Here is a 26,146-nt window from a genome sequence, read left to right as displayed (position 1 = left end):
TCACTTGACGCCCAGGATCTGCTCCACCGGGTCGATCGCGAAGTACACCAGGAACAGCGCGGACACGCCCCACAGCAGCCAGTTGACCTCCTTCGCCTTCCCGAGCACCGCCTTGATCACGACGTAGGAGATGAATCCGGCGCCGATCCCGTCGGTGATCGAGTACGTGAACGGCATCGCGGCGATCGTGAGGAACGCCGGGATCGCGATCTCGTACTTGTCCCAGTCGATGTGCTTGACATGGGTCATCATCAGGAACCCGACGGCGATCAGCGCGGGCGCGGCGGCCTGCAGCGGCACGATGGTCAGCAGCGGGGTCAGGAAGAGCGCGAGCCCGAACAGACCGCCGGTGATCAGGTTCGAGAACCCGGTGCGCGACCCCTCGCCGACCCCCGAAGCCGACTCGATGTAGGCGGTGTTGGAGGAAGCGGACCCGATACCGCCGGCGACGGCCGCGGCACCGTCGATGAACAGGACGCGGCCGATGTTCGGCACCTGTCCGTCGTCGTCCAGGAGACCGGCCTCCGCGCTGATCCCCACGATCGTGCCCATGGCGTCGAAGAAGTCCGACAGGATCAGCGTGAAGATCAGCAGGATCACGGTGATCGCGCTGGTCTCGCCGAAAGCCCCGAACAGGCTGAAGTGGCCGATGAGTCCGAAGTCGGGCGCGGCCACGACCTTGTCCGGCACCTTGGGGGTCATCAGGCCCCAACTCTTGATGTCGGCGGCGGAGTTGATGATGATCGCCAGGACGGTCATCGTGACGATGCTGATCAGGATCGCGCCCTTCACCTTGCGGGCGACCAGCGCGATGGTCAGCAGTACGCCGAGGCAGAAGACCAGGACGGGCCAGCCGGTCAGCCGGCCGACGGCGCCGAGCTGAACGGGGACCGTGGTCTGCGCGGCGTCCGGTATACGACTGACGAAGCCGGCGTCGACGAAGCCGATGAACGCGATGAACAGACCGATGCCGACGCCGATGGCCTGCTTGAGCTGCTGCGGGATCGCGTTCATGATCGCCTCGCGCAGTCCGGTGAGGACCAGCACGCAGATCAGGACGCCCTCGATGACGACCAGGCCCATCGCGTCGGGCCAGCTCATCAGCGGCGCCAGCTGGAAGGCGACGACGGCGTTGAGGCCGAGGCCCGCGGCGATGGCGAGGGGCAGGTTGCCGCCGACGCCCATGATGACCGTCATCACAAAGGCCACCAGGGCGGTGGCGGTGACCAGTTGGCCGGTGTCGAGCGAGTGCCCGAACTTGTCCTTGGCGCTGCCGAGGATGATCGGGTTCAGTACGAGGATGTAGGCCATCGTGAAGAACGTGGCGAAGCCGCCGCGTATCTCACGGCCGAAGGTGGATCCCCGTTCGGAGATCTTGAAGTACCGGTCGACGCTGTTCGCCGCCGGTGGTTCGGCACTTGGCCGGTCAGCCACCTTCTGTGACTCGGACATGCGGGTACTCCTCGTTGCCTCAGTGATCGGTGCGCGGATGCTGGCTGGATTGTTCCCGCGTTGAACCTGTTTCAGGTTTTCCCCGTGTTACGGAATCAGGGTCGACGCGTCAGTCCCCGGTCGACCTGCCAGACGTTGTTCGAAGGCCTGTACCAATCCGGCCAGTTGATCACTGCTACGCTTCCGGATCTCGTCGGGGTCACCTCCGAATGATCACGTGTCATCTACATGACACGCACAACCACGCAGCGAGGAGAGGTCCGCCGTGGGCACAGTCGTCGACGACGCCGCCTCCGTGGAGTTCCACGCCTTCTTCGAACGCCACTACGCCGAACTGTCGCGTCTCGCCCACCTGTTGACGGGCGAGGCGGACGCCGCCGACGATCTCGCGGCCGACGCGCTGCTCGCGCTCTGGCACCGCTGGGACCGGGTGCGCGCCGCCGACCATCCCGCGGCCTACGCCCGTGGCGTCGTCGCCAACCTGGCCCGCACCCGGATCCGCAGCGCGGTGCGCGAGCGGCGACGGGTCGCCCTGTTCTGGTCGCAGCGCGAGGAGAAGACCGAGAACCCGGACGTGGCCGGCGTGGTCGACGTCCAGGAGGCCCTGCGCAGGCTGCCGTTCCGCAAGCGGGCCTGTGTGGTGCTGCGGCACGCGTTCGACCTGTCGGAGAAGGACACCGCGCTCGCCCTCGGTGTTTCCGTCGGTACGGTTAAGAGCCAGACGTCGAAGGGCATGGCCGAGTTGCAGCGCATCCTCGGCCCGCAGAGCCCTCCGCTGCGGATGCACGCGGCGATGGCGCGCGGCGGCGAGACCGGAGGGAGGAACCGATGAGGCACCAGGACGTCCACGACGACGAGCTGAGCGCCCGGCTGCACGAGGCGGCCGAGGCCCACGAGCCCGACCGGGCGCGCATCCTGGCGCGGCTCGAACGCGGCATGGCCGCGCAGTCGCGTCCCGACCACCGGGCCACCCGGCCGCCCGTGTTCGGCTGGGTGCGGGTCGTCAGCGCGACGGCGGCGGTGGCGAGCGTCCTCGCGATCGGCGGCTACGCGGTGGCGTCCGCGGTGAAGGGCGACTCCCCCGCCGAGCAGACGGTGTCCGTCTCGCCGACCCCCACACCCACGCCGTCCCCGGACGCGACGAGCCGAACCCCGGTCAAACCGGTTGCCCCCACGCACAGTTCGGGCTCCGGCGACGCCTCGCACAGCTCCCCGAAGACCAGCACCTCTCCGACCGCGAAGTCCCCGACCGCGTCCGCCTCCGCACCCGTGCTGCCGCCCGCCTCCGGTACGCAGGACGGCCCGCTGTGGTCGGACGGTTCGATCGACCCGGGCAGCAACGACTTCTGGGCCCAGAGCGACGTCACCCTCAAGACGACCAAACAACTCACCGCGCTCACCGTCCAGTTGAAGGTCAGGCAGACCGGCGGGGTCAGCTCAACGGGCGCCTGGCGCTCGCTGCCCGCGCAGGACTTCACACAGACGGTGACGGAGCAGGACGGGTTCCTGGTCTACACCTGGGTGCTCAAGGAGGGCCGTACGGTCGCGGTCGGGGAGTGGGTCTTCGCCGGGCAGTACAACCACGACCGCGGCGGCCGGGACGCGAAGGACGACAGCTACGCGGCGGCGGGCACGGCGGCCGGACAACAGCTGTCCGTGAAGGGCGACTTCGCGGCGCAGAAGTCGTAGCCGGAATTCTCGTACCACAGGCGGCGGCAGCCCACACACTGCGGGTCGGAGTAACGACGGCGTACATCGACGCCCGCCCCCAAGTCACCGTGAACGAGTGGGTCTCCGCCGTCCCCGCGCCTTCCACGCAGCCCTCGACGCGCGATCTCACCACGGGTTCCTACCGTGGAAACAACCACACGTTCGTTTTCAACGTCCCTTCCAGTGAGTGGAGTTCGGACGCGACGAAGTACGACGTCGTGAAGATCAACGTAGTCAGTGGTTCGACCGGCTCGGCCTTCCTCAGCCCGGGTACGTCGTTCGACTGCATCGACCTGCTGACCTGAGCCCCCCTCGGTCAGCAGAGCGACGCCCCCGCCGGTGACGACCGGCGGGGGCGTTGTCCATCGAGCCCGGGAGGATCTCAGACGTTCGCGCGCCGTATGTGCAGGTGACCGTCACGGGGAAAGGCGGGCGGCACCGCGGGCAGAACCCTGTCGAACTCGTACCGGCCCTTCTCCGCGACCCGGCACGAGGCCACGTTGTCCACCTGGTGCAGGAGTTCGAGCCGCTCCAGCCCGTCGGCGGCCAAGGTGTCGAAGGCCCAGTCGCTGACTGCGTCGAGGGCGCGGGGTGCTACTCCCCGCCCGCGAGCGTGTGCGGCGGTCCAATAGCCCACTTCGGCGGCCGACTTGCCGGGGGTGACCTCCTTGAGAACCATGTTGGCCACCAACCGCTCCTGATCCGAGCCGGATTGGGCCTCCAGAACGGCGAACGCGAACCGCTCCCCCGCCGCCCAACCCCGCTTCTGCTCCCGCACCCACCGCGCCCCGTCAACCTCGTTGTCGACGATGGAAGTTATCCACTGGCGCAAGAGGGGATCCCGGCCCGCCTCGACCAGCGCGGGAACGTCCGCGAGGCGCCAGGACCGAAGAACGAGAGCAGGAGCGGTCGAAGTCGGGGCCACGTGAAGTACGACAGGAGCAGTCATGAACTGATCATATTCAGCGCCGATTTCGTCCTGCCGCGTCTCACGTCCGCCCGGGTCATCACGACGGTGTCCGGACGCGCAGAGCCTGCACGGACCAGTCGAGCACCGGAGCCAGACTCTCCGGGGCGGGCCAGCCGTTGACCACCGCGAGCAGGTGGAGATACCGCTCCCTGCGGGGGTCGTTCACGCGCTCCAGCCGAGCAGCCAGGCGGCGGCGAAGCTCGACGTCGTCGGGACGGTCGACGAGGTGCGCGTAGTTCGCCGTGAAGGCCGCGACGACCGGATCGGCCTGGGGCGAGGCCGGTTCGACACCGGCGGCGAGGGCCGGCCCGACCTGGTCACACACGGTTGCGGCAATATCGCGGCGCGGGCCCGTCGCCTCCCTCAGAACCTGCTCGGCGGCCTGCTCCTCGGCCAACTGCCGTACGGAGGCGCGGAATTCAGGATCCAGGGACAGTTCGGCCAACTCCACCCACGCCTGGACCTGTTCCGCATCCGGGTTGTCGGGCAGCTCGGGGGTCATCGAGCGCATGACCCCGGCAAACGCGGGGGTGGCGACCTCAAGGCCACCGAAGACTGCGTCGAGGAACTCGCCGACCAGACGTCGGCGTTCGTCCTCGGAGAGCTGTGCCAGCCGGTGCATGAGTTCCGTCTCCTCAGGTGTCGATCCACGAGCGGCCACCGCCGCCAGCACCGCATGCCGCAGACGCAGGACACGAATCTGCACGGCCAGTGCTTCCGCGTGAGCCGCGGCGACCTCGGGCAGCGAGAGCTCCCGGTCCACGACCTTCCGGATCGTGGAGAGGTCAAGTCCCAGCTCCCGCAAGGTCCTTATGAGGTCCAGGCGTGCGACGGCGTCGATGCCGTACAAGCGATAGCCGGCCGGCGTACGGTCTGCCGGCGCCACGATTCCGCGATCGGAGTAGAACCGGATCGTCTTGACCGTGAGCCCGGTCAGCCGAGCGAGTTCGCCGATCGAGTAGAGGGTGTCGCCGTCCATGTCCCCACCCTTACGTCTCCCCTTACTGGAGACTCAAGTGCACTGGATCGGAGCCATGAACGACATCGCCGAGAACGGCGCCTACGTCACCGCATCCATCAACGGGCAGGAATGGCGCGTTGCGTGGTACCCGCCTTCTGACACGCCGCCGGGTAGGCCGCACGGCGCGGAGGCGGTCTGCGTCGTCGACGGTCGAATCGTCGTGGTCAGCCCGGACGGACAGCGGTGGGGCCCGCCCGCCGGTCGCCCGAGGGTCCGGAGCAGTGGGTCGACACGATGCGCCGCGAGGTCGGTGAGGAGGCCTGCGCCGAGGTGACGGACTGCCGACTCCTCGGGCTCAGCCGGGGCGTCTGTGTGCGCGGCCCGGAGGAAGGGCTGGTGCTGGTCCGGTCGATGTCGCGAGCAGAGGTGCGGCTGGCTCCGTGGGACCCACGGTTCGAGATGGCCCACCGCCGCCTTCTGCCGGCGGAGGAGGTGTTCCGGTCCGTGGCCGTCCCCGACGGCCACGGCCCCTTCTACCGCCGGCTGTTCGCCGAAGCCGCCGTCCACGGCCTCTGACCACCGCACCACTCGGGCTCCGGTCGACTCGCGGCGACCGCAGCCCGAGTCAGGGGCACCTCAGTCCATCGTCGCCCCGATCGTCGTGGACCCCGTCGTCAGGAATGTCGTCGCCGGCAGCGTGCCGCTCGCCGCACGCGCCCCGTACGCCGTCGTAGCGTCCACGGACTTGAAGGACGGGGTAGTGACCCCGCCGTCCCAGTTGTTGGCCGCGGACACCGTGGACGAACCGAGCTTGTCCAGGCCGCCCTTGTTGGCGACCGCCAGGTTGCGGGCCAGGCGGGACTTGCTCGTGGCGAAGAAGAAGCCGGCCGCCGTGTTGGAGTACGCGGTGTTGCGGTTGAGGACGATCGCGCCGGTGTTGGAGTTCTCGGTGAAGCCGTTGAGGCTGTTGTCCCAGGCCGCGTTGTCGTTGACGACGTGGGCGACGGCGACGCCTCCGCCGCCGAGCTTGAAGCCGTTGCCGTTGCCCTCGAAGGCGGAGTCGTTCCAGCGGTTCTTGCCGTTGCCGAAGGCCCAGGAGTGCTCGATGGTGACCGGCGAGGAGAACTGCCACAGGTCGAGGCCGTCGTCGGAGTTGTTGTAGAGGCGGGCGCCGGTGACCTTGTTACCGGCGCCCGAGCCGAACTTGATGGCAATGCCGTCGGCGTTCTGGCCGTGTCCGGCGGCGTCGTAGTTGCCGTAACTGTCCAGGTTCTGCACGAGGTTGTTGGTCGTGCCGTCGCCGCGCAGGGTGAAGCCGGAGTCACCGTTGTTCGCGGTGACCAGGTTCTTGAAGATGCCGCCGACGGAGGACGTGGCCACGAAGCCCTGGGCCGGGGAGTTCTGGAAGGTCAGGTTCTGGACCGTCCAGTAGTCGCCGTAGATTCCCGCCAGCCACTGGCCCGCGGGCAGCTTGGAGCCGTCGATCTTCACCTTCTCCGTGCCGTGGGCCTCCAGCGTGATCCGGGCCGAACTCGTGCCGTTCGCCGTGGACTTGAGGGTCGCGGCCGGGGTGTAGGTGCCCGCCCTGACCTGGATGACCGTCCCCGCCGTGGCGTTGGCGACCGCCGACTCCAGCTGGGCGGTGGTGGATACGGTGACCGTCGACGAAGCGGCTTGCGCGCCACCGCTGTTGAGCCCGAGGTAGACGCCGCCCGCTCCCGCGGCGAGGGCCACCGCGGCGGCGATCGAGAGGGTGCGGGTCCTGCGGTGGCGTCCGGTGCTCGTACGCACGGCGTTGGTTCCTTTCCTGGATGACGAGGACGAAACGGGCCGGAGGGGCCGCCCCGGCCCGTTTCTGGTTCCTGGTCGCCGCCGTGGCCGGAAAGGTTGCCACGGCCACGGGAGACGAACCGAAACTTTCGATCCCCCCGGCCCCACCCGCACCGATTGACGCACCGCACCCCGCTGGTGACACTCCGAAGGCACAGCCATTCAACAGAATCCCCCACACCCCCACAGGATGTGCCATGCGACCCCGCACCGCCCGCACCCTGCTGCTCCCCTTCCTGGCCCTCCTCCTCAGCCTCCTCGCCGCCCCGCCCAGTACCGCGCACTCAGGAGCACCGCCCGTGACCCATCCCAAGTACGCCGGCTATCTCTTCGCCTACTTCACCGGCGAGGGCACCGCCGACGGCGAGCAGATCCGCTACGCCCTCAGCCGTGGCAACGACCCTCTGCACTGGCGGGAGTTGAACCAGGGCAAGCCCGTCCTGACGTCGACGATCGGCGAGAAGGGGCTGCGCGACCCGTTCGTGATCCGCTCCCCGAAGGGCGACAAGTTCTACCTGATCGCCACCGACCTGCGGATGTACCGGAACAGCAGCGGGAGTTGGGACGACGTCCAGCGGCACGGCAGCAGGTCCGTGATGATCTGGGAGTCGACCGACCTGGTCCACTGGACCGACCAGCGGCTGGTGAAGGTGGCCCCGGAGAACGCGGGCAACACCTGGGCGCCGGAGGCCTATTGGGACGACTCGCTCGGTGAGTACGTCGTCTTCTGGGCGTCGAAGCTGTACGCCGACGACGACCCCGACCACGCCGGCTCGACGTACAACCGCATGATGTACGCGACGACGAAGGACTTCCGCACCTTCAGCGACCCGAAGGTCTGGGACGACCCCGGCTACTCGGTGATCGACTCAACCGTCGTGAAGTACAAGGACACCTACTACCGCTACACCAAGGACGAGCGCGACCCGTCCTCCAGCTCCCCCTGCTCGAAGTTCATCACGGGCGAGAAGTCGACCTCGCTGACCTCCACGTCGTACGACTTCGTCTCCGAGTGCATCGGCAGCGGTGCGATCGAGCGGGGCGAGGGCCCGACGGTGTTCAGGTCCAACACCGAGAAGAAGTGGTACCTGTTCGTCGACGAGTACGGGCTGCGCGGCTACGTCCCCTTCGAGACGACCGACCTCGACTCCGGCCGGTGGACCCCGTCCACGGACTACCAGCTCCCGGCAAGTCCCCGGCACGGCACGGTGCTTCCGGTGACGCAGGCCGAGTACGACCGGCTGCTGGCCGCGTATCCGGCGACCCCGGCATCGGTCGTGGACGCGACGGCGCACGGGCAGAAGGGGTACGCGATCGTCACGGAGGCCTCGTCGAAGGTCGTGCTGCCGATGCAACCCGGCGCGGATCCGCGGCACTTGGCGCCGACGCTGACGATCGGCTCGGGCGCCACGGTCAGCCCGGCGTCCGGTACCCGACGGGACTTCCGCAGGCCGCAGACGTACACGGTGACGGCGGCGGACGGGACGAGCAGGACCTGGACGGTGGAAGCGGTGCCGACGCGAAGTCCCGTGCTGCCGGGGCTGACCGCCGATCCCGACGTGCACTATCTCGACGGCCAGTACTGGATCTACCCGACGAGTGACGGCTACGCGAACTGGGGCGGGACGAGCTTCAAGGCGTACTCCTCAAGGGACTTGGTCCACTGGCAGGACCACGGAGGCGTCCTCGACCTGGGCCCCGACGTCTCCTGGGCCGACAAGAACGCATGGGCGCCGGCGGTCGCGGAGCGCGACGGGAAGTACTACTTCTACTTCTGTGCCGAGCAGCAGATCGGGGTCGCTGTGGCGGACTCGCCCGCGGGACCGTTCAAGGACGCGCTCGGCAAACCCCTTGTGGCGAAGGGGGGTTCGCTGAGTGGCCAGATGATCGACCCGGCCGTCTTCACGGACGACGACGGGCAGTCGTATCTCTACTGGGGCAACGGGCACGCGTACGTGGTGCCGCTGAACGACGACATGACCTCGTACGACGCGACGAAGGTGAAGGACATCACGACGGACAACTTCCGCGAGGGGTCCTTCGTGGTGAAGCGCAAGGGCACGTACTACTTCATGTGGTCCGAGGACGACACCCGCAGCGAGAACTACCACGTGGCGTACGCGACGGGACCGTCCCCGCTCGGTCCGTGGACCAAGCGGGGCACGATCCTGTCCAAGAACCCCGAGTACGGCATCCTGGGCACCGGCCACCACTCCGTGGTGAACGTCCCGGGGACCGACGACTGGTACATCGTCTACCACCGGTTCGCCCTGAACGGGCCAGGAAAACCTGGTGGGGACGGCACCCACCGGGAGACCACGATCGACCGCCTGCGGTTCGCGGCGGACGGAACGATTCAGCCGGTGGTGCCCACCCTCGGGGCAGTCGGTCCGGTACGGATCAGCTGACGAAGTACGTCGGGTTCGGGATCTTGTACGTCTTGTCGGCGTAGCCGCCGTCGAGGTCCGAGTACTGGTCGCCGAAGTTGGCGATGATGTCGTATCCGAGGTCCTCGATGTGCTTCCGGGTGCCGGACTTGTACTGCACGGTGGTACAGGTCCAGGTACCCGGCGTGGCGCAGGCGCTCAGGTAGGACGGCGGGTTGTCCGCGTCCTTCAGGAACATGTGGTCGGCGTCGAGGTTGACGTCGGCGCCGACCTTCTTCAGGTTGTCGACCGCGTAGGTGCGCTGCGACTCCTTCAGACCCGAGTTGTAGAAGACCGTGACGCCCTTGGACGCGGCGTACTTGACCAGCTCGGGGGTGCCGAAGACCTCAGGGCGGTTGGCCTGGGCGACGTACGCGGCCCAAGTGGCCGAGCTGTAGCCGTAGTTGTTCTTCTTCTCGTAGTCGAGACTGAGCAGCAGCGTGTCGTCGATGTCGAAGACGACCGCCGGCTTGGCACCCTTGTGGTGCTTGTGGACGGCCTCGTCGATGTACTTCTTGGCGGACGCGTCGATGCGCGCCAGGTCCTTGGCGTAGGGGCTGGTCGCCGAGGCCTGGTACACGCCGTTGCTGTCGAGCGCGGTGCCGTAGTAGGTGTCGATGTCCTTCGTCAACAGCCCGATGTTGTAGGGCTCGTGGGTCGAGTTGGCCGTCGACTGACCGGCGGTGGCGACGCCCGTGCCGTAGAGGGCGGCACCGGCGACGACACAGGCGGCGCCGACGGCGGCCGCTCTGAGGGACTTCCGCATGGAATCTCCGGATCTGGTTGTTTGGGTGATGCACCAGGTCAGAGACTGTCTACGCGCATCACACCGTGGAGGCGAGAGTCTTTATCCGATCGATACACAACCCACAGGCCGGGGAATTACCCGCGCTTGGGGCCCACTTGACCTTCTCTTGATCGGCTTCCCCTACCGTCGTGCACGCGACTGCGAACGGGGGAACGCGCGATGGGTGACGGCAAGGATCCGGCCAAGGTTCTCGACATCAAGACCGCCGACATCAAGCGGGCGGCACCGGACTTCCAGACGGCGGCAGTTGATCTGGGCAAGGCGCTGACCGCGCTCGTGAAGTCCCTCGACGGACTGGGCGAGCCCTGGGGGAACGACAAGCAGGGCAAGGAGTTCGGCGACTCCTACAAGCCGCTGCAGAAGAAGATCGAGAGCGCGGCGGGCACGCTGGTGCTCGGTCTGACGAGCATTCACGAGGCCATGGTGGACATGGCGGACGGGCATGTGGACAACGACGAGCTGATCGCCGGGATGTTCACCGAAGTGAAGGTCACCAAGGCGGACGGTGCCGGTGAGCGTTGAGGACGAGGCCCGGAAGATCCTGCTCGATCTGGGCCTGTGGTGGCCGGAGGCCGACTCCGGGAAGCTGCGGTCGGCGGCGACGGCCTGGCGCACCTTCGCGGGCGCGGTCGACGATGTGCGGGGCCCGGTGCAGCAGAGCGCGTCGTCGATCATCCACAACAACACGGGTGAGTCGATCGAGGCGTTCGACAAGTTCTGGGGCCGCTACGCGCAGAGCGCCCAGGGCAAGGACAGCGGCTGGCTGAAGGACCTGGCCGACTCCGGGCATGACATGGCCACCGCCCTGGAGAAGTTCGCCGACGCGATCGACGACGCCATCACCAAGCTCTGGACGCAGATCGGCATCGACGCCGCCGTGATCGCGGGCGGGGTGGCGCTGGCCTTCTTCACCGCCGGGCTGGCCTCCGGCGCGGCCGTCGCGGCGGCCGACCTCGTCATCGAGTTCGGTGCCGGGCTCGGTGTCGCCGTCTCCACCACGATCGCCGAGATCGCCGGCGGCACGCTGGTCGCCGCCGCGTTCGGCGGGATCGAGTCGGTGACCGTCGACCTGGCCGTCGCCCAGCCGCTGAAGATCGCGACCGGCCTGCAGCAGGGGTTCAGCCTCGACGAGGTCAACCAGGCCGCCGAGGACGGCATGCTCTTCGGCGGCGCGCTGGGCGCCGGCGGCGGGGTCCTGAAAGCGACCATGGAAGGCGGGCTCAGCGACACCACCCCGCTGCTCCTGCGCCCGCCCTCGCTCCGACCCGACCTGGTCGAACTCGGCCCGGCCGCCCGCACCGCCGACCGCACCCCCTGTGTCGGCGAGCCGATCGACGTGGCGACCGGCGCGATGCTGATGACGCAGACAGATCTGACGCTGCCGGGAAGCCTGCCGCTGGAGTTCACGCGCACCCATCTGTCCTCGTACCGGGGTGGCGTCTGCTTCGGCCCGACCTGGATCTCCACTCTCGACGAGTGCCTTCAAATCGACGGCGAGGGCGTGGTGTTCGCGGCGGCGGACGGCATGCGCCTCGTCTATCCCGTCCCGGAACCGGGCGCGGCGACCATGCCGGTGAAGGGCGTTCGCTGGCCGCTGGAATGGGACGGCAAGCCGGACAGCGCCATGACCGTCACCGACCCGGCGACCGGAGTCGTCCGCACCTTCGCCGCCCCGGTCCCCTCCCCGACCTTCGGCGTCTTCCACCTCGCGCTGGACTCGTGGAGCGACCGCAACGGCAACCGCATCGACGTCGAACGCGACGACGAGGGCGTCCCGTTCGGCCTGCGTCACTCCGGCGGCTACTACGTCGCCGTCGACACGACCGGCCCCCGCATCACCGCCCTGCGCCTGCTCGACGAACCCCCCTCCCGCTACGGCCCCGACGGTCCCGTGGGCGAGGGCACGGTCGTCATGCGCTATGGCTACGACGGCGTCGGCAACCTAACGGAGGTCATCAACTCCAGCGGGGAACCACTGCGGTTCGCCTACGACGAGCAGGGCCGGGTCACCAAGTGGACCGACCGGAACGGCACTTGGTTCGCGTACGTCTACGACGAGCGCGGCCGGGTCGTCCGCACCGAGGGCGTCGACGGCATCCTCTCCGGCACCCTGGCCTACGACGACACGACGCGCACGACCACGTACACCGACTCGCAGGGCCATGTCTCGGTGCACCGCGCCAACGCCGAGGGGCTGGTGGTGGAGGAGACGGATCCGCTGGGGCATGTCATCCGTACGGAATGGGACGAGTACGGTGCCGAGCCACTGGCGGTCACCGATGCCCTGGGCCACATCGCCCGGTTCGCCTACGACGACGCGGGCAATGTCACCGAACTCGCCCTGCCCGACGGCTCGGTGGCCCGGGCCGCGTACAACGCGCTCGGACTGCCGGCCGAGGTGGTCGAGCCGGGCGGCGCGGTGTGGCGGCACACGTACGACGAGCGGGGCAACCTGCTGACGACGGTCGACCCGGCCGGCGCCGAGACACGGTACGCGTACGACGAGGCGGGCCGTCCGACGGCGGTCACGAACGGGCTCGGCCACACCCGCACGACGGCGTACGACGCCGCGGGCCTGCCCCTCGCGCTGACGGACGAACTGGGCCGCACGACAACGGTCCGCCGTGACCCCTTCGGCCGGGTCGTCGAGGTGACCGACCCGCTCGGCCACGCCACCCGACTGGGCTGGACGACGGAGGGCAGGCCGTCCTGGCGCGAACTGCCCGACGGTACGCGGGAGTCGTGGACCTGGGACGCCGAGGGCCGGCTGCTCGGTCACACGGACCTCGCCGGGAACACGACCCACCACACGGTGGGCCACTTCGGCGTGCCGACGGGCCGTACGGACCCGGACGGCGCGCGGTACGCGTTCGCCCACGACACCGAGCTCCGCCTCACCACCGTCACCAACCCGCTGGGCCTGACCTGGTCGTACATCTACGACGAGGCGGGCCGCGCGACCGCGGAGTCGGACTTCAACGGCCGTACCCTCACCTACGCGCGCGACGCAGCCGGGCGAGAGGCCGCCCGCACCAACAGCGCCGGGCAGACACTGCGCTTCGTGCGGGACCCGCTCGGGCGGGTCGTGGAACAGCACACGGACACGGGCGACGTCACGACGTTCGCCTACGGCTACGACGGCCGCCTGTGCCGTGCGGCCAACGCGGATGCCGAGGTCGCACTGGAGCGTGACCTGCTCGGCCGGGTGCTGGCGGAGAGCGTGAACGGCCGGACGACCACCCATGTCCACGATGCCGTCGGCCGCCGTACCCGACGGGTGACGCCTTCCGGACTGGTCTCCGAGTGGACGTACGACCCGGCAGGACAACCGCTCACCCTGCGCTCGTCCGCGGGAGCGCTGGACTTCGCCCACGACGCCGCGGGCCGCGAGACACGGCGCACCCTCGGTACGGAGGCGACGCTGGCCCAGACGTGGAACGCGACGGGGCTGCTGACCGCGCAGACCCTGACCGCCGCCGCTGCGAACCGCCTCCTCCAGCACCGGACGTACGCCCACCGGGCAGACGGCTGCCTCACCGAGATCCGGGAGCTGACGTCGGGCACCCGGCGTTTCGACCTGGACGGCATGGGCCGCGTCACCGGAACGCGCGCCCACGGCTGGAGCGAGACCTACGCGCACGACCCGGCCGGCAACGTGGTGCACGCGACCTCGCCCGCCCATGAGGCCCCCGGTGAGCGCCGGTTCGACGGCACGCTGGTCCGCTCGGCCGGCCGCACCCGCTATGAGCACGACGCCGAGGGCCGCCTCGTCCGCAGGACCCGCAAGCTCCTGAACGGCCAGGTCCTTGCCTGGACCTACGCATGGAACGCCGAGGACCGCCTCACGGAGGTGATCGCCCCGGACGGCAGCCGCTGGCGGTACGCGTACGACCCGCTCGGCCGGCGCGTCTCCAAGCACCGGGTGGCCGACGACGGCTCCGCGGCCGACCGTACGGTCTTCGTCTGGGACGACCTGTGCCTGGCCGAGCAGACCGCGCCGGACGGCTGGATCACCACCTGGGACCACGCGCCGAACGGTCCGCAGCCGGTCGCCCAGACGAGCCGTAGACCGGCCGCGCAAGCCGCCAACGCGTCGTTCCTGGCGCGGCTGGCGGAGGAGTCGGATCCGGGGCACGACGCCCGGTTCCACGCGGTCGTCACCGACTCCGTCGGTACGCCCACGGAACTGGTCTCCGCGACCGGAGAGCTGGTCTGGCAGCGCCGTACCGGACTGTGGGGCACCCGGGTCCCGACTCCTGACGAGGACATGCCGTCGATCGACTGCCCCCTGCGCTTCCCGGGGCAGTACGCCGATCCCGAGACCGGCCTGCACTACAACGTGCACCGGTACTACGACCCCGAGACGGCGAGGTACCTCAGCGCGGATCCGCTGGGGCTCCTCCCGGCACCCGACCACCATGCCTATGTGCCCAACCCGCTGGGCTGGAGCGACCCACTCGGCCTCGCCGGGGCGAAGGGACCGAAGGGGCCATGGGGCAACCCTCTCGACTTCGGTCAGGGGTATTCCGGACGGGTGGACATCTGGGGCGAGGGCTCGAAGGGCTCGGACTTCGAGATCCACGTCTACGACAAGGCGAACCGTGAGGTCGGGACGTTCCGCAGCGACGGCTGGTTCAACAAGCACAGCCTCAAGGCCGAGCAGGTAGACGTCCCGCCGGCCGTGGAGAATGCCATCAAGGGCCGAGCCATCGACACGATGCGCAGGACCGGGCGTATCGGCCCCAAGGGGACCGAGGACATCTCCGGCGACAAATGGCGTCGCCCCCCGCTGTCACAGGAAGGTTGCCCATGAAATTCGTCAAGGCGGACTGGGATCCCGAGGTGCCCGGGTTCCGTTTGGACGCGCACCCCTATCTGGCGGAGCTGCCGCGCCTGCGCGCCGACCTGCCCCCGGGCGCCCTCTCCTTCGCCACGGACCCCGGGCACTACGACATCGCCGGCGCCGTCCGCTGTGTGAAGGATCTGGAACTGGCCGGCGTCCATCTCGCCACCGACAAGAGTGGCGGGCTGGTCCTGCAGTTCGCGCCCAACAAGTTCAAGCACGACTCCGGTCTGCGCATCAGCTATTCAGGTGTGACGCACTTCTCCGTCGACTACGAGCACTCCATCGACTGGATGCTGGTCGACACCGTGCTCCTGGACGAGATCCTCCCGGACGAGGACGGCGGTTGCGTCCACGAGATCGCGCTCACCGACGCGAGCATCACAGTGCGGTGCCAGGACCTGGAGGCGGTCTGGGAGAACACGGACGGGACGGGCTGACCACCGAGCCGAACGTGACGGTCCGCCGAGGGCGTGGGCCCAGCCCCAGGACACCCGGACCGGGCCCACCTCGCGGGTCAGTTCATCGTCGCCCCGATCGTGGTACTCCCGGTTGTCAGGAACGTCGTCGCGGGCAACGTGCCGCTCGACGAACGGGCGTTGTACGTCGTCGACGCGTCCGTGGAGACGAAGGCCGGGGTGGAGATGCCGGAGTCCCAGTTGTTGCCGGCCGAGGTGACCGCGGAGCCCTTGGTGACCGCGCCGCTGCCGTTGCTCACCGCGAGGTTCTTGCCGAGCTTGGCGGAGCTGGTGGCGAAGTAGTAGCCCCAGCCGCCGTTGGCGTAGGCGGTGGTGCGGTTGATGACGATCGAGCCGGTGTTGGAGTTCTCGGTGAAGCCGTTGCCCGAATTGCCCCAGGCCGCCGAGTTGTTGACGACGTGGGCGACGGTGACGCCGTTGCCGCCCAGTTTGTAGCCGTTGCCGTTGCCCTCGAAGGCGGAGTCGCCCCAGCGGTTGACCCCGTTGCCGAAGGACCAGCTGTGCTCGATGGTGACCGGCGACGAGAAGGACCAGAGGTCGATGCCGTCGTCCGAGTTGTTGTACAGGCGGGCTCCGGTGACGAGGTTGCCGGTGCCGGAGCCGAACTTGATGGCGACCCCGTCCGCGTTCTGGCCGTGCGTGGCGGCGTCGTAGTTGCCGTAACTGTCCAGGTTCTTCACGGTGTTGTTCACCGTGCCGTCACCGGTGAGCGTGAAGCCGGAGTCGCCGCCGTTGATGGTCTTGACGTTGTTCCAGTTGGTGCCGGTGCAGGACTGGCAGACGACCGCGCTGTCCGGGGAGTTCTGGAAGGTCAGGTTGGAGACGTTCCAGTAGTCGGCGGTCAGCTTGAAGATCCAGGAGCCGGCAGGCAGCGACGACCCGTCGATCTTGACGGTATCCGAGCCGTACGCGGTGAGCGTGATCGGCGCGGAGGAGGTCCCGTTGGCCGTCGACTGGAGGGTGGCCGTCGGGTAGTAGGTGCCGGCCCGGACCTGGATGACCGTACCGGCGGTGGCGTTCTTGATGGCGTTGGTCAGGTCGGTGGAGTTGCTGACCACAACGGTCGCCGCGTGCGCGGGAGTTGCGATGACGGCGAGTCCGAGCGATGCCGTGGTCACGGCGAGCGCGGTGAAGGTGCTGATACGACGCATGACGTGCGGGTCCTTTCGTCGATCAGAGCGAGCGGAGGGGTTCCCAGTCGCCGAGGTAGGTCGCGGGGGTGTGCAACCGGGCCTCGGCGAAAGTGAGTTGGGGCCGGTTCTCCGGGACGGTGATCACGGAGCCCGGTCCCGTGTTGCGGTACTCGTGGAAGCGCATCGACTGCCAGGGGTAGGCGTCGCGCATGTTCGTGTAGGGCGCGACCGGGTCGATGCCGGGCCCGATCCGGGTGTCCCGCACGACGAGGGACGGCCAGGCCGTCGTCTCGTACGACGGGACCCACGGGCGGGCCAGCTTGTAGGCGGCGTCCTCGGCGCCGGAGGTGATCCGCGAGCGGACGGCGAGGATGCCGTGCGGGTTGGCACGGGCGGTGGAGGGGGCGAAGACCATGCCCTTCGGTGTGAAGGCGACGTCCCGTTGAAGGGTGTGGAAGTGACAGTCCGCGAAGACCGCGGTGGCCCGCCCGAAGACGAAGTCGACGTCCCCCTCGATGTAGCAGTGGGAGAAGTACTGCCGGTCGAAGGCGTCCAGCGCCGAGGTGTCGACGAAGAGCGTGTCCTGGTGGGCCAGCAGCCGGACGTGCGAGAACCGCGAACGGTCGCCCGTCACATACGCGGCCACCGCCTGGGTGCCCGTGATCTCCGGATGGTCGGCGCGCAGCCAGTCGTTGGCGAGCGTGAGATCGCGGACGGTCAGCCCGGGCGCCGCCGAGGTGAAGGTCGCGGAGCCCGCCGTGCCGTACGTCCCCGAACCGTCCGGCTTCTGCGTCCCGTTGGCGTTGTCGTAGACGATGACGACGTCACGCGGATCACCGGTGGCGCCACGCAAGGTCAACTCGCCCACCCCCGCAGGCACGTTGACGACTTCCCGGTACGTCCCCGGGTGCACGACGATCGTCCGGCCGCCGCCCTCCACCGCGTCCACGGCCGCCTGCACCGAGTCGCCGGGCCGGACGTGCAGCACACGACGACGGTCGAGAGCGACGGCCGGTGCCGCGCCGGCGGCCACCAGTCCTCCGGCGATCCCCGTCAGGAGTGTGCGTCTGCGCAGGGTCATCGCCGCCCCGGCTTCCAGTCGCCGAGATAGACCTCTCGCGTCGCCGACTCGGCCTGTTCGGAGGTGAGTTGGGGACGGTTCTCGGTGTCGGTGACCACAGAACCCGGTCCCGTGTTGCGGTACTCGGCGAACCGCTGGCTCTGCCAGGGATGGGCGTCCGACATGTTGGTGTACGGCGCCACCGCGTCGATCCCCGCACCGAGCGCCGTCTCCCGCACGGTGAGCATCGGGCGGGCGGTGGTGTCCGAGCCGGGCACCCAGGGGCGGGCCAACTTGTAGTAGCCGTCCGGGGCTTGGCTGCTGACGCGGCTGTGTGTCACCAGGTATCCGCGTGGGTTGGCGACCGCCGTGGAGGGCGCGAAGACGAAGCCGTACGGTGCCGTCGCCAGGTCGGTGCGGTTCAGGGTGCGGAAGTGGCAGTGGTCGTAGACGGCCGTCGCCCGTCCGAAGACGAAGTCGACGTCTCCCTCGACGTAGCAGCGCGCGTAGTACTGCCGGGCGAAGACACCGAGGGCGAACGAGTCGGCGTACAGAGTGTCCTGGTGCCCGAGGAAGTGGCAGTCGAAGAACGCCGAACGGTCGCCCTGCACCTTGATCGCGACCGCCTGCGTACCGGTGATGTCGGGGTGCTCGGCGCGCAGCCAGTCGTTGGCGAAGGTGATCCGGCGGGCGGTGAAGCCGTCGGTGCGGATGAGGGTGGTGGCCGAGCCCGAGGTGCCGTAGGTGCCCGAACCGTCGGGCTTCTGCGTCCCGTTGGCGTTGTCGTAGACGATGACGACGGCACGCGGGTCCGCATCGGCGCCCAGCCAGGTCATCTCGCGCCCGGCGGCGGTGAGTTGGCCGGTCGCCGGGTCGGTGACCCCGACGGTGACCGTCTCGCGGTAGACGCCGGGTGCGATGACCAGGGTGTACCCCGCGCCGGTCGCGGCGGTGACGGCCGCCTGGACGGTCGTGAAGTCGCCCCGGCCGCGCGGGTCGACGTACAGGGTGAGCGGGGTGAGGCGCGCGGCCGGTGAGCCGTAGCGGCCGAACGGACGGGGCGGGGCGGCGGCCCGGGCGGGGACCGGGGCGAGGCCTAGCAGGGCGCCCGCGGTGGTGACGGTGCCCGCCGCGAGGAACCCCCGTCTGGACAGGGGATGTTGGAGGTGCTCGTGCAGGGGCATGCGGGTGCTCCTTATGACGAGATGGCGGGATGACGAGAGGTCAGCGCAGGCGGCCCGCACCGGCGTTGCGGTCGACGACGAACGGCACGGCCCTCGCGGGGTCGACCCTCGTGCGCAGGGTCGGGGTCCAGCCCGCGTCGGACTGGAGGATCTCGCTGGGCACACCCGCGTTGTGGACGGCGATCAGGTCGGTGAGCTCGCCGTTGACGTAGTTGTCGTCGGCGGTGAGCGGCGCCTCGGACCACTTCTTGAGGATGGCGGCCTCCGAGATGCCGGCCGGGACCGTGAACGCGTTGTGTTCCGCGACGAGTTGGGACTCCTTGCCGATGCCGTAGCTGTAGCCGTATCCGGGCTCGGCGACGAAGTGGTTGTTGTAGGAGTCGACCTGTCCGAACCGGACGCGGGGTGCGCGCTCGACGAGGTTCGAGAACAGGTTGTGGTGGAGCGTGACCTTCAGATGTCCCCGGTCGACAGCGGCGGTCGAAGCGCTGTCGCTGTTGCCGATGAGGATCGTCTTGTCGTGGTCGGAGAAGACGTTCCAGGAGGCGGTGACGTAGTCGGCACCCTTGACGATGTCGAGCTCGCCGTCGTGCTGCTCGAAGATGCGCCCGTAGTAGGTGGGCAGTGAGCTGTCCGGGTGGTCGCCGTCGGTGAACGTGTTGTGGTCCAGCCACACATGGGTGGAGCCGTAGATGACGGCGCTGTCGTACTCGGAGTTCCAGTTGCCGGTGTCGCCGTCGGTCGGGTCCCACTGCGGGAAGCAGTCCAGCGGGCTCTCGAAGGCCAGATTGCGGACGATGACGTTGTCCACGGCGGTGATCTGCAGGCTGGCGCCCTTGAACCCGGCGTCCTTGCCGATGCCGATGATGGTGGTGTTGGCGGGCACGAACGCCTTGATGGCGGTGTTCTGGTTGGCGGCGGAGACCCGGCGCAGGCCCTCCGGGCTGGCGGCGGGCTCGTTGTCGAGGTTCTGGTCGTAGCCCCAGACGGCGGGGTCGTAGGTGGCGAGGTACTGCGCGAAGTCGTAGCCGGGCGCGGCGAAGGAGTCGCAGCCCTCGGCGTTGGCGTCGATGGTCCCCTTGACCCTGATGACCTTCGGCGCCGTCCCGCCGGCGGTCAACGCGGCCTTGAAGTCAGCCCAGTTGGAGACGGTGTAGACGTGGTCGGGGGTGGCGGCGGCGCCCCCGCTCGTGCCGGTGCCGTAGGAGGCCCAGCCGTCACCGGCACCGAGGGTCTCCCGGGCGAGGTTGCGCGGATGGGCCTGCGCGGTGGTGCTGGTGAGGGCGAGCGCCAGCACCGTGCACCCCACCAGCGAACCTATGACGCGTCCATGACATACAAATGAATGCACTGTGCGGGTCTCCTTGCTCAGAGGACGTCCGAGGCGTCCGTCGCCTCGGGCCAGGTGATCCAGGACGTGGGAATCTCGTCGCGCAGTCGGACAGCATCACGCGGCGCGAGCACCCGGGTACGAACCAACTCCCGCGCCACGAGCCGCGCCACGGCGATCGCACCGGGCGGATTGAAGTGCGTGTTGTCCTGCTCGGTGTCGGTCCAGTTGAAGTAGACCTTCGTCTCCTCGACCCCGAGCCGCTGCCACAACGCGAGCGACAGCGCCTCGATGTCGAGCAGCGCGACCCGCTCCTCCTGGGCGAGCGCGCGCATCGCCGCCGGGTAATCGCCGTGCGTGGGAACGGCGTTGCCGTCGGCGTCGAACCTGCGGCGCTCGACGGGAGTGGCGAGCACGGGCCGGGCACCACGGCTGCGGGCCCCGTCGAGGTAGAGCCGCAGATAGTCCTGGTACGTCGTCCAGGGCTCGGTGTAGCGGGTCGGGTCGGCGATCTTCTCGTCGTTGTGCGCGAACTGGACCAGGAGAAGATCACCGGGGCGAATGGCGGCGAGGATTACGTCCAGCCGCCCTTCGTCGACGAAACTCTTCGAACTACGGCCGTTCACGGCATGGTTGGCGACTTTCACTCCCCGCCGCAGGAAGAAGGGCAGCGCCATTCCCCACCCGGTCTCGGGCGCTTCGGTGGAGTACTTCTGGGCGGCGGTGGAATCACCGGCGATGTAGAGAGTACGGCCCTCTTGCCGACCGACTCGCAAGGGAACAGCAGCAAGACCAGCAAGGGTGATCTGTCTGCGGGTAAGAGACATGATGGCTCACCTTCCGGCTTCGTCTTTTGTCTTCAGGGGCGCGGGGGACTGCGCGACCAGCCACAACGGACCCGCAGTCCCCCACAAACCGAAACCACCCAATCTCAGTGGTTCTTCTTCCAGTCCGCCTGAGCCTTGTTCAACTGGTCGGCCAACGTGTCCAGAAACTCCTTCGCCGTCATCTTCCCCAGCAGCAACTTCTGGAAGTTCGGCTCGTTGTCCGCCTTGGAGATCGTGTTCCAGTCCGGCAGGTAATACGGCAGCTGCACAATCTTCGTGTCGGCCCCGTTCAGTGCCGCAGCCGCCAACTTCGTGGGCTCGGACTTCTGGATCCACGCGGCGCCCGCCGCATCCGTGTTCGCCGGCACCTGCCCCGCCGACTCGTTGAACTTGGAGTTCTCCGCCGCGGAAACCGCGAACTCGATGAACTTCCAGGCCGCTTCCTTGTTCTTGCTGGACTTGAACAGGCTCAGCCCGTCGACGGGGTTGGAGATCTGCACCCGCGTGCCGTCGTCCAGCGTCGGATTGGGAATGCCCTTGAACTTGTCCGCGCCCAGCGCCTTCAGATGATCCTGATACGACCCGAGGTTGTGGCTCAGCATCCCGATCGTGCCGCTGTCCCACTGCGCGACCATCTTGGTGAAGTCGTTGTTGAGGTCGGCGGACGGAGTGTCCTTCTTGAACAGCCCCACATACTTCGCCAACGCGGCAACGTTCTTGGGGTCGTTGACCGTCGTCTTGTCCCCGTTCCAGAACGACGTGATCCCGGTCTGCCCGTACACCGCGTCCAACGCGGGCGCGATCGACCCCTCACCGCCCCGAATGGTGAACCCGAACTTGTTCTTCGCCTTGTCGGTGAGTTTGTCGGCGGCGGCGTAGAACTTCGACCAGGTGGTCGGCGCGTCCAGACCGGCCGCCTTGAACAGGTCGGTGCGGTACCACAGCGTGCCGTTGTTGGCGGAGGTCGGGATCTGGTACAGGGTGTCCCCGCCGCCGGCGGACTTGCTGACGTCAAGCAGGTTCTGGCTCAACTTGCCGTTCAGCGAACTCGACTTGAGCCGGCTGTCCAACGGCTCCAACGCCCCCTGCACGGCGACCTCGGCGAGCACCGCGGTGCCCACCCCGCCCACGTCGGGCAGACCGCCACCCTGGATCGCGGTGTCGTACTTGGACTGGGCGCTCGCCGCCGGTATCCCGACGTACTTGACCTTGATGTCGGGGTTCTTCTTCTCGAAGTCCGCGATGATCTGCTTCCAGATGTCGGTACGGACACCGCCGTTGTTGTCCCAGAAGGTGATCGTGCCCTTGCCGGAGCCCTCGTCGCCCTTGTCCCCCGCTCCACCGCTGCCGTCGTCGCCGCAGGCGGTGGCGGTCAGCGCGAGCACGGAGCCCAGGGCGACGGCCATCGCGGCCCGCCGGCTTCTGCGGATGCTGGTCTTCATAGGTCGGCTCTCTTCTTGTGGGTCCAACGGGGTGATGAGGTCACGGCCAGTGGCTGGCAAGCGCTTGCTACGGAGGTGCGTCATGGCGACTCCCAACAGGCTTACGGGCAGGGCGAGTTAGTGGAGAGAACTGATCCGGAACCGCGTGAACACGGCCGCGCCGGCATGTCCCGTGCCGACGGGCGCGAGCGCGAAGAGCCCGAGCAGGGCCCCGACCCAGCGCCAGGGGGTGGCGGCGAAGACCTGGCCGCTCGGCCGCGGCCCGTCTCCGACGTCGTGGAAGAAGCGGCACCGCGCCCCGGCGCCGATCTCGATCCGCAGCCGGACCCGGCCTTCGGGCGCGAGGCAGGACTCCCCCGAGTCCCGTTCCCGCTCGGCGCCGGGCTCGGCGAAGCGGTGCACGAACCGCACCTCTCCGTCCGCGCCCCGCTGGAGTCCGATCCAGCTGTACGCGTCGCCCAGCACGGCCAGTCCGGCGCGCGCTCCCAACTCCCCGCTGTGCAGCCTCAGTTCGACCTCGACGGCAACCGGAACGCCGGGCAATCGCTGGGTGAGCAGGTTCGGGAGCCTGCGCAGGTCGTGTGCGTCGGCGGAGCGTGCGCAGGTCAGCCGCAGACCGTCCCCCGAGTGGTGGGTGGCCCAGCCGTCCTGCGGATTCGCCGTCCACTGCCACTGGCGGCCGTACCGTCCGCCGGGGAAGTCGTCGTCCGTGGCGGGCGCCGCGGGCGGCTGCGGCGGGAGATCCGGCTTCCGGTGTACGGCTACGGGGGCGCCCGCGTCGCCGATCACGGGCCAGCCGTCGTCGCCCCAGCGCATCGGCTGGAGGTGCACGACCCGGCCGTAGGCGCCGCGCTGTTGGAAGTGCAGGAACCAGTCCTCGCCGGACGGCGTGCGCACCCACGCGCCCTGATGGGGGCCGTTGACCTCGGTGTCCTTCTGCTCCAGGACGACCTTCTCCTCGTACGGTCCGAAGAAGCCGCGCGAGCGGAACGCGCCCTGCCAGCCGGTCCCGACTCCCCCCGCAGGCGCGAGGATCCAGAACCAGCCGTCGTGCCGGTGGACCTTGGGGCCCTCCAGGGTGAACCAGCCGGGGACCTGGTCCGCGTCGACGATCACCTTGCCGTCGTCGAGCAGGGTCGTGCCGTCGGGGTGCATACGGTGGCCGGTGAGGCGGTTGTTGATGCCCGCGCGGGACTTGGCCCAGGCGTGGACGAGGTAGGCCTCACCCTCGTTCTCGTCGTCCCACAGGGGGCACGGGTCGATCAGGCCCTTGCCCTCCTTGAGGAGGTGAGGGCGGGTCCAAGGGCCGCGTATCTCGGGGGCGTTGATCTGGAAGATGCCCCGGTCGGGGTCGCCCCAGAAGATCCAGAAGCGTTCGTCGTGGTATCTCAACGCGGGGGCCCAGACACCGCAGTCGTGCCGTGGGGTCCTGAACTCCCCGACCGGTTCCAGGCGTTGGAGGGCGTGGCCGACCAGGGTCCAGTTCACCAGGTCGCGGGAGTGCAGCAGCGGCAGGCCCGGTACGCGGCCGAAGCTGGACGCGGTGAGGTAGAAGTCGTCACCGACGCGGATGACGTCCGGGTCGGACCAGTCGGCGTTCAGGACGGGGTTGGTGTACGTCTCGGGGGTCACTGGCAGACCGCCTTCCGCACCAGCACCGCCGCCTCGCCCCGGTCCAGGGTGCCGTCCGCGACGACGGTGACGATGCGTCGTACGACCGTCTCGCCGGGCGGGACCGGCAGCCGTTCGTCCGTGGCCAACGACGAGCCCACACCCGGGTATTCGGCGGTGCGGACGAACCACGGGTCCTGACGGGAACGGTCCGTGGCGCCGGCGAGGACCAGCGTCCAGCCGGTTCCGGCGAGGGCCAGCCAGTCGGCGCAGGTGCCGTGGACGGCCGGTTCGCCCTCGCGGTCGGCGGTGAAGACGCGCGGGGCCTCCGCCTCTTTGCGGGCCCGCCAGAAGAAGCCGCCGTACGCGGCTCCGGGACGGCCGTTGGTGGCGGGGCTGCCGATCGACAGAGGGTCCGGCGTCACGTTGGTGAGGGAGAAGGTGAAGTCCAACGCCCAGGCGGTGTCGGTGAGTTCGGTGGCGGCGACGGTACGGCGTTCACGGAGCAGCTCGGCGCCGGCGGCCACCCAGCGCAGTTCCTCCACGAAGCCGTCGGGGTCGCGGAGCTGGAAGGCGGAGTGGCGTTGGGCGCCGTGGTTGTCCAGTTCGGTGGGGCCATGGCCCTGGACGTACGTCCGTCCGCCCCAGAAGTTGTGCCCCTCGACGTCGGGAACGGCGACACCGACGCCGAGGTGGTGGGTGTGGTCGACGGGGCTCAGTTCGGTGACCGCCGTACCGGACAGGGTGGTCACGGGGTGCAGATACGGGCGCGGGGAGAGCCGGGCGGGCAGCTCGGGCCGGGTGACGTACCGGGCGACCGGGCGGCCCGCGACACGCAGCACCGGTGTGTCATGGGTGATCATCAGGTGCTCACCTCTTTCGGTGGGGCCCAGGAGGCGCCCAGCTCTGAGTAGAGGGCGAGGGTGTCGGCCGCCGCCGTGACCAGTGCGTCGATGCCGGGGACGACCCTGCGGTTCTCGTCGGCCAGCAAGTGCCATGCGTCTGTGGGGAGTTGGGCCGGGTCGGGGGCCTGGCGGATCGCTTCGACGACCTTCATGAAGGCCCCCGTCGCGTCCGGTTCGACCAACAGGGCTTCGCCGTCGACGAGATGGGCGACCAGGTTCTCCAGCAGGTCCGTGCTGCCGTACTCGAACTCCTCCGGGCCGTGGCCCGCCCGCTGGAGCAGGACGCGGTCCTGCTTGTACCAGTAGGTGATCCGGCCCTCGCTGCCGTGCACCAACACATAGGGCTCGCCGGGGTGTTCGGCGCACAGGGTCACGGCGACGGTGACCGGGCGGCCCTGGACCGTGGTGACGCGGACGCAGGAGGTGTCGTCGGACTCGATGTCGTTGGCGCGCACGAGTTCGGTCTCGATACGGGCCACGTCCTCGGCGCGGGTCGTGCCGTTGAGGGCGAGGGCGGTGGCGACGGCGTGCGCGAGGGGGTTGGTGAGCGCGCCGTCGATCACGTCGACGCCGTTGAGGCGCCGCTTGCCCGCCCAGGGGGCGCGCCGGTAGTACGCCTCGTCGCGGGCCCAGGCACCGGCCCCGCCGACCCCGGTCAGGGTGCCGATCGCGCCCCCGGCGATCAGCTTCCGGATCGCGGGCACGGCGTGCGAGCCGAGCGACTGGAAACCGATCTGGCAGACCACTCCGGCCGCGGCGACCCCGTCGGCCATCCTGCGGAACTCGGCGTACGACGGCGCGGGCGGCTTCTCCAGCAGCAGGTGCACACCCCGCTTCGCGGCGGCGAGGGCGAGGTCCGTGTGGGTCGGGATCGGGGTGCAGACCACGGCCACCCGGGCGCCGGTGGAGTCGAGGAGTTCACCGAAGTCCGGTGACTGGGCGGGGAGTTCGCCGCCGACCTCCTCCTCCGTCAGCGGGGTCAGTTCGCAGATGCCGACAAGGCGTACGAGGCCCTTGTCCTGGAGCCGGCGGATGTTCTCGACGTGCCAGCGGCCGTGGCCGCGGGCGCCGGCGAGGACGACGGGGACGGGTGTGGAAACGGTCGTGGCACCGCTCGGGCGGGTCATGGGATTCTCCCTGCGTCGACGATCTTCGCCAGCAGGGTAAGCGGTTGC

At 69.0% G+C, this 26,146-nt stretch carries 21 protein-coding genes and 1 pseudogene; 8 read left to right on the top strand and 14 right to left on the bottom strand.

Annotated elements, in window-relative coordinates; translation table 11 throughout:
• Positions 1 to 1,452, bottom strand: a complete 1,452-nt coding sequence (locus tag ACWDEW_RS10045) for an NCS2 family permease (protein WP_450511316.1) — start codon at positions 1,450 to 1,452, stop codon at positions 1 to 3.
• A gap of 265 nt (positions 1,453 to 1,717) precedes the next feature.
• Between ACWDEW_RS10045 and ACWDEW_RS10040 the strand changes: the two genes are divergently transcribed.
• The 3 genes and pseudogenes from ACWDEW_RS10040 to ACWDEW_RS10030 all read left to right on the top strand — a co-directional run.
• On the top strand, positions 1,718 to 2,284 hold the full coding sequence (locus ACWDEW_RS10040) for a SigE family RNA polymerase sigma factor (RefSeq protein WP_450511314.1): 567 nt from the start codon (positions 1,718 to 1,720) through the stop codon (positions 2,282 to 2,284).
• The gene (locus tag ACWDEW_RS10035; RefSeq protein WP_450511313.1) at positions 2,281 to 3,141 is read left to right on the top strand and encodes a hypothetical protein; all 861 of its coding nucleotides are present in this window, start codon (positions 2,281 to 2,283) and stop codon (positions 3,139 to 3,141) included. The genes ACWDEW_RS10040 and ACWDEW_RS10035 overlap by 4 nt, the downstream gene beginning before the upstream one ends.
• A 14-nt stretch (positions 3,142 to 3,155) precedes the next feature.
• A pseudogene (locus ACWDEW_RS10030) lies at positions 3,156 to 3,467 on the top strand (polysaccharide lyase family protein); the annotation flags it as partial.
• A gap of 77 nt (positions 3,468 to 3,544) precedes the next feature.
• Here the strand turns inward: ACWDEW_RS10030 and ACWDEW_RS10025 are convergent.
• Together ACWDEW_RS10025 and ACWDEW_RS10020 are read right to left on the bottom strand one after the other, a co-directional pair.
• Positions 3,545 to 4,111: a GNAT family N-acetyltransferase gene (locus tag ACWDEW_RS10025; protein ID WP_450511311.1), complete on the bottom strand. Its 567-nt coding sequence runs from the start codon at positions 4,109 to 4,111 to the stop codon at positions 3,545 to 3,547.
• 58 nt (positions 4,112 to 4,169) lie between these two features.
• Positions 4,170 to 5,111: a MerR family transcriptional regulator gene (locus tag ACWDEW_RS10020; protein WP_450511309.1), complete on the bottom strand. Its 942-nt coding sequence runs from the start codon at positions 5,109 to 5,111 to the stop codon at positions 4,170 to 4,172.
• 225 nt (positions 5,112 to 5,336) lie between these two features.
• Here ACWDEW_RS10020 and ACWDEW_RS10015 point away from each other — a divergent pair, with 225 nt between their 5' ends.
• Positions 5,337 to 5,669 (top strand): hypothetical protein, encoded by a 333-nt coding sequence (locus ACWDEW_RS10015; protein ID WP_450511307.1) that lies wholly within the window; start codon positions 5,337 to 5,339, stop codon positions 5,667 to 5,669.
• 60 nt (positions 5,670 to 5,729) lie between these two features.
• Here the strand turns inward: ACWDEW_RS10015 and ACWDEW_RS10010 are convergent, their stop codons facing one another.
• Positions 5,730 to 6,884: a right-handed parallel beta-helix repeat-containing protein gene (locus tag ACWDEW_RS10010; RefSeq protein ID WP_450511305.1), complete on the bottom strand. Its 1,155-nt coding sequence runs from the start codon at positions 6,882 to 6,884 to the stop codon at positions 5,730 to 5,732.
• A 236-nt stretch (positions 6,885 to 7,120) separates the two neighbouring features.
• On the opposite strand from ACWDEW_RS10010, the gene ACWDEW_RS10005 reads away from it, so the two are divergent.
• Entirely contained in the window at positions 7,121 to 9,331 is a 2,211-nt protein-coding gene (locus ACWDEW_RS10005) for a family 43 glycosylhydrolase (RefSeq protein WP_450511303.1), read from the top strand.
• Here the strand turns inward: ACWDEW_RS10005 and ACWDEW_RS10000 are convergent.
• Positions 9,324 to 10,115: an HAD family acid phosphatase gene (locus ACWDEW_RS10000; protein ID WP_450511301.1), complete on the bottom strand. Its 792-nt coding sequence runs from the start codon at positions 10,113 to 10,115 to the stop codon at positions 9,324 to 9,326. The two genes, ACWDEW_RS10005 and ACWDEW_RS10000, sit on opposite strands and share 8 nt — an antisense overlap.
• Positions 10,116 to 10,316: 201 nt before the next feature.
• Between ACWDEW_RS10000 and ACWDEW_RS09995 the strand changes: the two genes are divergently transcribed.
• From ACWDEW_RS09995 to ACWDEW_RS09985, 3 genes are read left to right on the top strand one after another with little or no spacing between them, the layout of a single operon-like run.
• Positions 10,317 to 10,679, top strand: coding sequence for a hypothetical protein (locus ACWDEW_RS09995; RefSeq protein WP_019067486.1), 363 nt, complete (start codon positions 10,317 to 10,319; stop codon positions 10,677 to 10,679).
• Positions 10,663 to 14,970, top strand: a complete 4,308-nt coding sequence (locus ACWDEW_RS09990; RefSeq protein ID WP_450511299.1) for a DUF6531 domain-containing protein — start codon at positions 10,663 to 10,665, stop codon at positions 14,968 to 14,970. Before ACWDEW_RS09995 ends, ACWDEW_RS09990 begins: the two co-directional genes overlap by 17 nt.
• The gene (locus ACWDEW_RS09985) at positions 14,967 to 15,440 is read left to right on the top strand and encodes a hypothetical protein (RefSeq protein ID WP_450511297.1); all 474 of its coding nucleotides are present in this window, start codon (positions 14,967 to 14,969) and stop codon (positions 15,438 to 15,440) included. Before ACWDEW_RS09990 ends, ACWDEW_RS09985 begins: the two co-directional genes overlap by 4 nt.
• Before the next feature lie 77 nt (positions 15,441 to 15,517).
• Here the strand turns inward: ACWDEW_RS09985 and ACWDEW_RS09980 are convergent, their stop codons facing one another.
• The 9 genes from ACWDEW_RS09980 to ACWDEW_RS09940 form a co-directional block, all read right to left on the bottom strand.
• Complete coding sequence (locus ACWDEW_RS09980; RefSeq protein WP_450511405.1) at positions 15,518 to 16,621, bottom strand: right-handed parallel beta-helix repeat-containing protein; 1,104 nt, start codon at positions 16,619 to 16,621, stop codon at positions 15,518 to 15,520.
• A gap of 31 nt (positions 16,622 to 16,652) precedes the next feature.
• The gene (locus tag ACWDEW_RS09975) at positions 16,653 to 17,687 is read right to left on the bottom strand and encodes a pectinesterase family protein (RefSeq protein ID WP_450511403.1); all 1,035 of its coding nucleotides are present in this window, start codon (positions 17,685 to 17,687) and stop codon (positions 16,653 to 16,655) included.
• Positions 17,688 to 17,689: 2 nt separating this feature from the next.
• Positions 17,690 to 18,856 carry a pectinesterase family protein gene (locus ACWDEW_RS09970; protein ID WP_450511295.1) on the bottom strand — a complete coding sequence of 389 codons (1,167 nt, stop codon included), beginning with the start codon at positions 18,854 to 18,856 and terminating at the stop codon, positions 17,690 to 17,692.
• A gap of 40 nt (positions 18,857 to 18,896) precedes the next feature.
• Positions 18,897 to 20,207 (bottom strand): pectate lyase family protein, encoded by a 1,311-nt coding sequence (locus tag ACWDEW_RS09965; protein WP_450511293.1) that lies wholly within the window; start codon positions 20,205 to 20,207, stop codon positions 18,897 to 18,899.
• Positions 20,208 to 20,224: 17 nt separating this feature from the next.
• A complete protein-coding gene (locus ACWDEW_RS09960; protein ID WP_450511291.1) occupies positions 20,225 to 21,013 on the bottom strand; it encodes a rhamnogalacturonan acetylesterase in 789 nt (262 codons plus the stop codon).
• A gap of 104 nt (positions 21,014 to 21,117) precedes the next feature.
• Positions 21,118 to 22,455: an ABC transporter substrate-binding protein gene (locus ACWDEW_RS09955; protein ID WP_450511289.1), complete on the bottom strand. Its 1,338-nt coding sequence runs from the start codon at positions 22,453 to 22,455 to the stop codon at positions 21,118 to 21,120.
• Between the two features lie 117 nt (positions 22,456 to 22,572).
• The gene (locus ACWDEW_RS09950; protein WP_450511287.1) at positions 22,573 to 24,087 is read right to left on the bottom strand and encodes a family 43 glycosylhydrolase; all 1,515 of its coding nucleotides are present in this window, start codon (positions 24,085 to 24,087) and stop codon (positions 22,573 to 22,575) included.
• Positions 24,084 to 24,929, bottom strand: a complete 846-nt coding sequence (locus ACWDEW_RS09945; protein WP_450511285.1) for a DUF6807 domain-containing protein — start codon at positions 24,927 to 24,929, stop codon at positions 24,084 to 24,086. The genes ACWDEW_RS09950 and ACWDEW_RS09945 overlap by 4 nt, the downstream gene beginning before the upstream one ends.
• Positions 24,929 to 26,098, bottom strand: a complete 1,170-nt coding sequence (locus ACWDEW_RS09940) for a Gfo/Idh/MocA family protein (protein ID WP_450511283.1) — start codon at positions 26,096 to 26,098, stop codon at positions 24,929 to 24,931. Before ACWDEW_RS09940 ends, ACWDEW_RS09945 begins: the two co-directional genes overlap by 1 nt.
• Between the last annotated feature and the right edge of the window lie 48 nt (positions 26,099 to 26,146).

The sequence above is a fragment of the Streptomyces sp. NPDC001100 genome, assembly GCF_053598575.1.
Note: the sequence above shows the minus strand (reverse complement) of the source record. Positions and strands in the feature narration are given on the sequence as shown.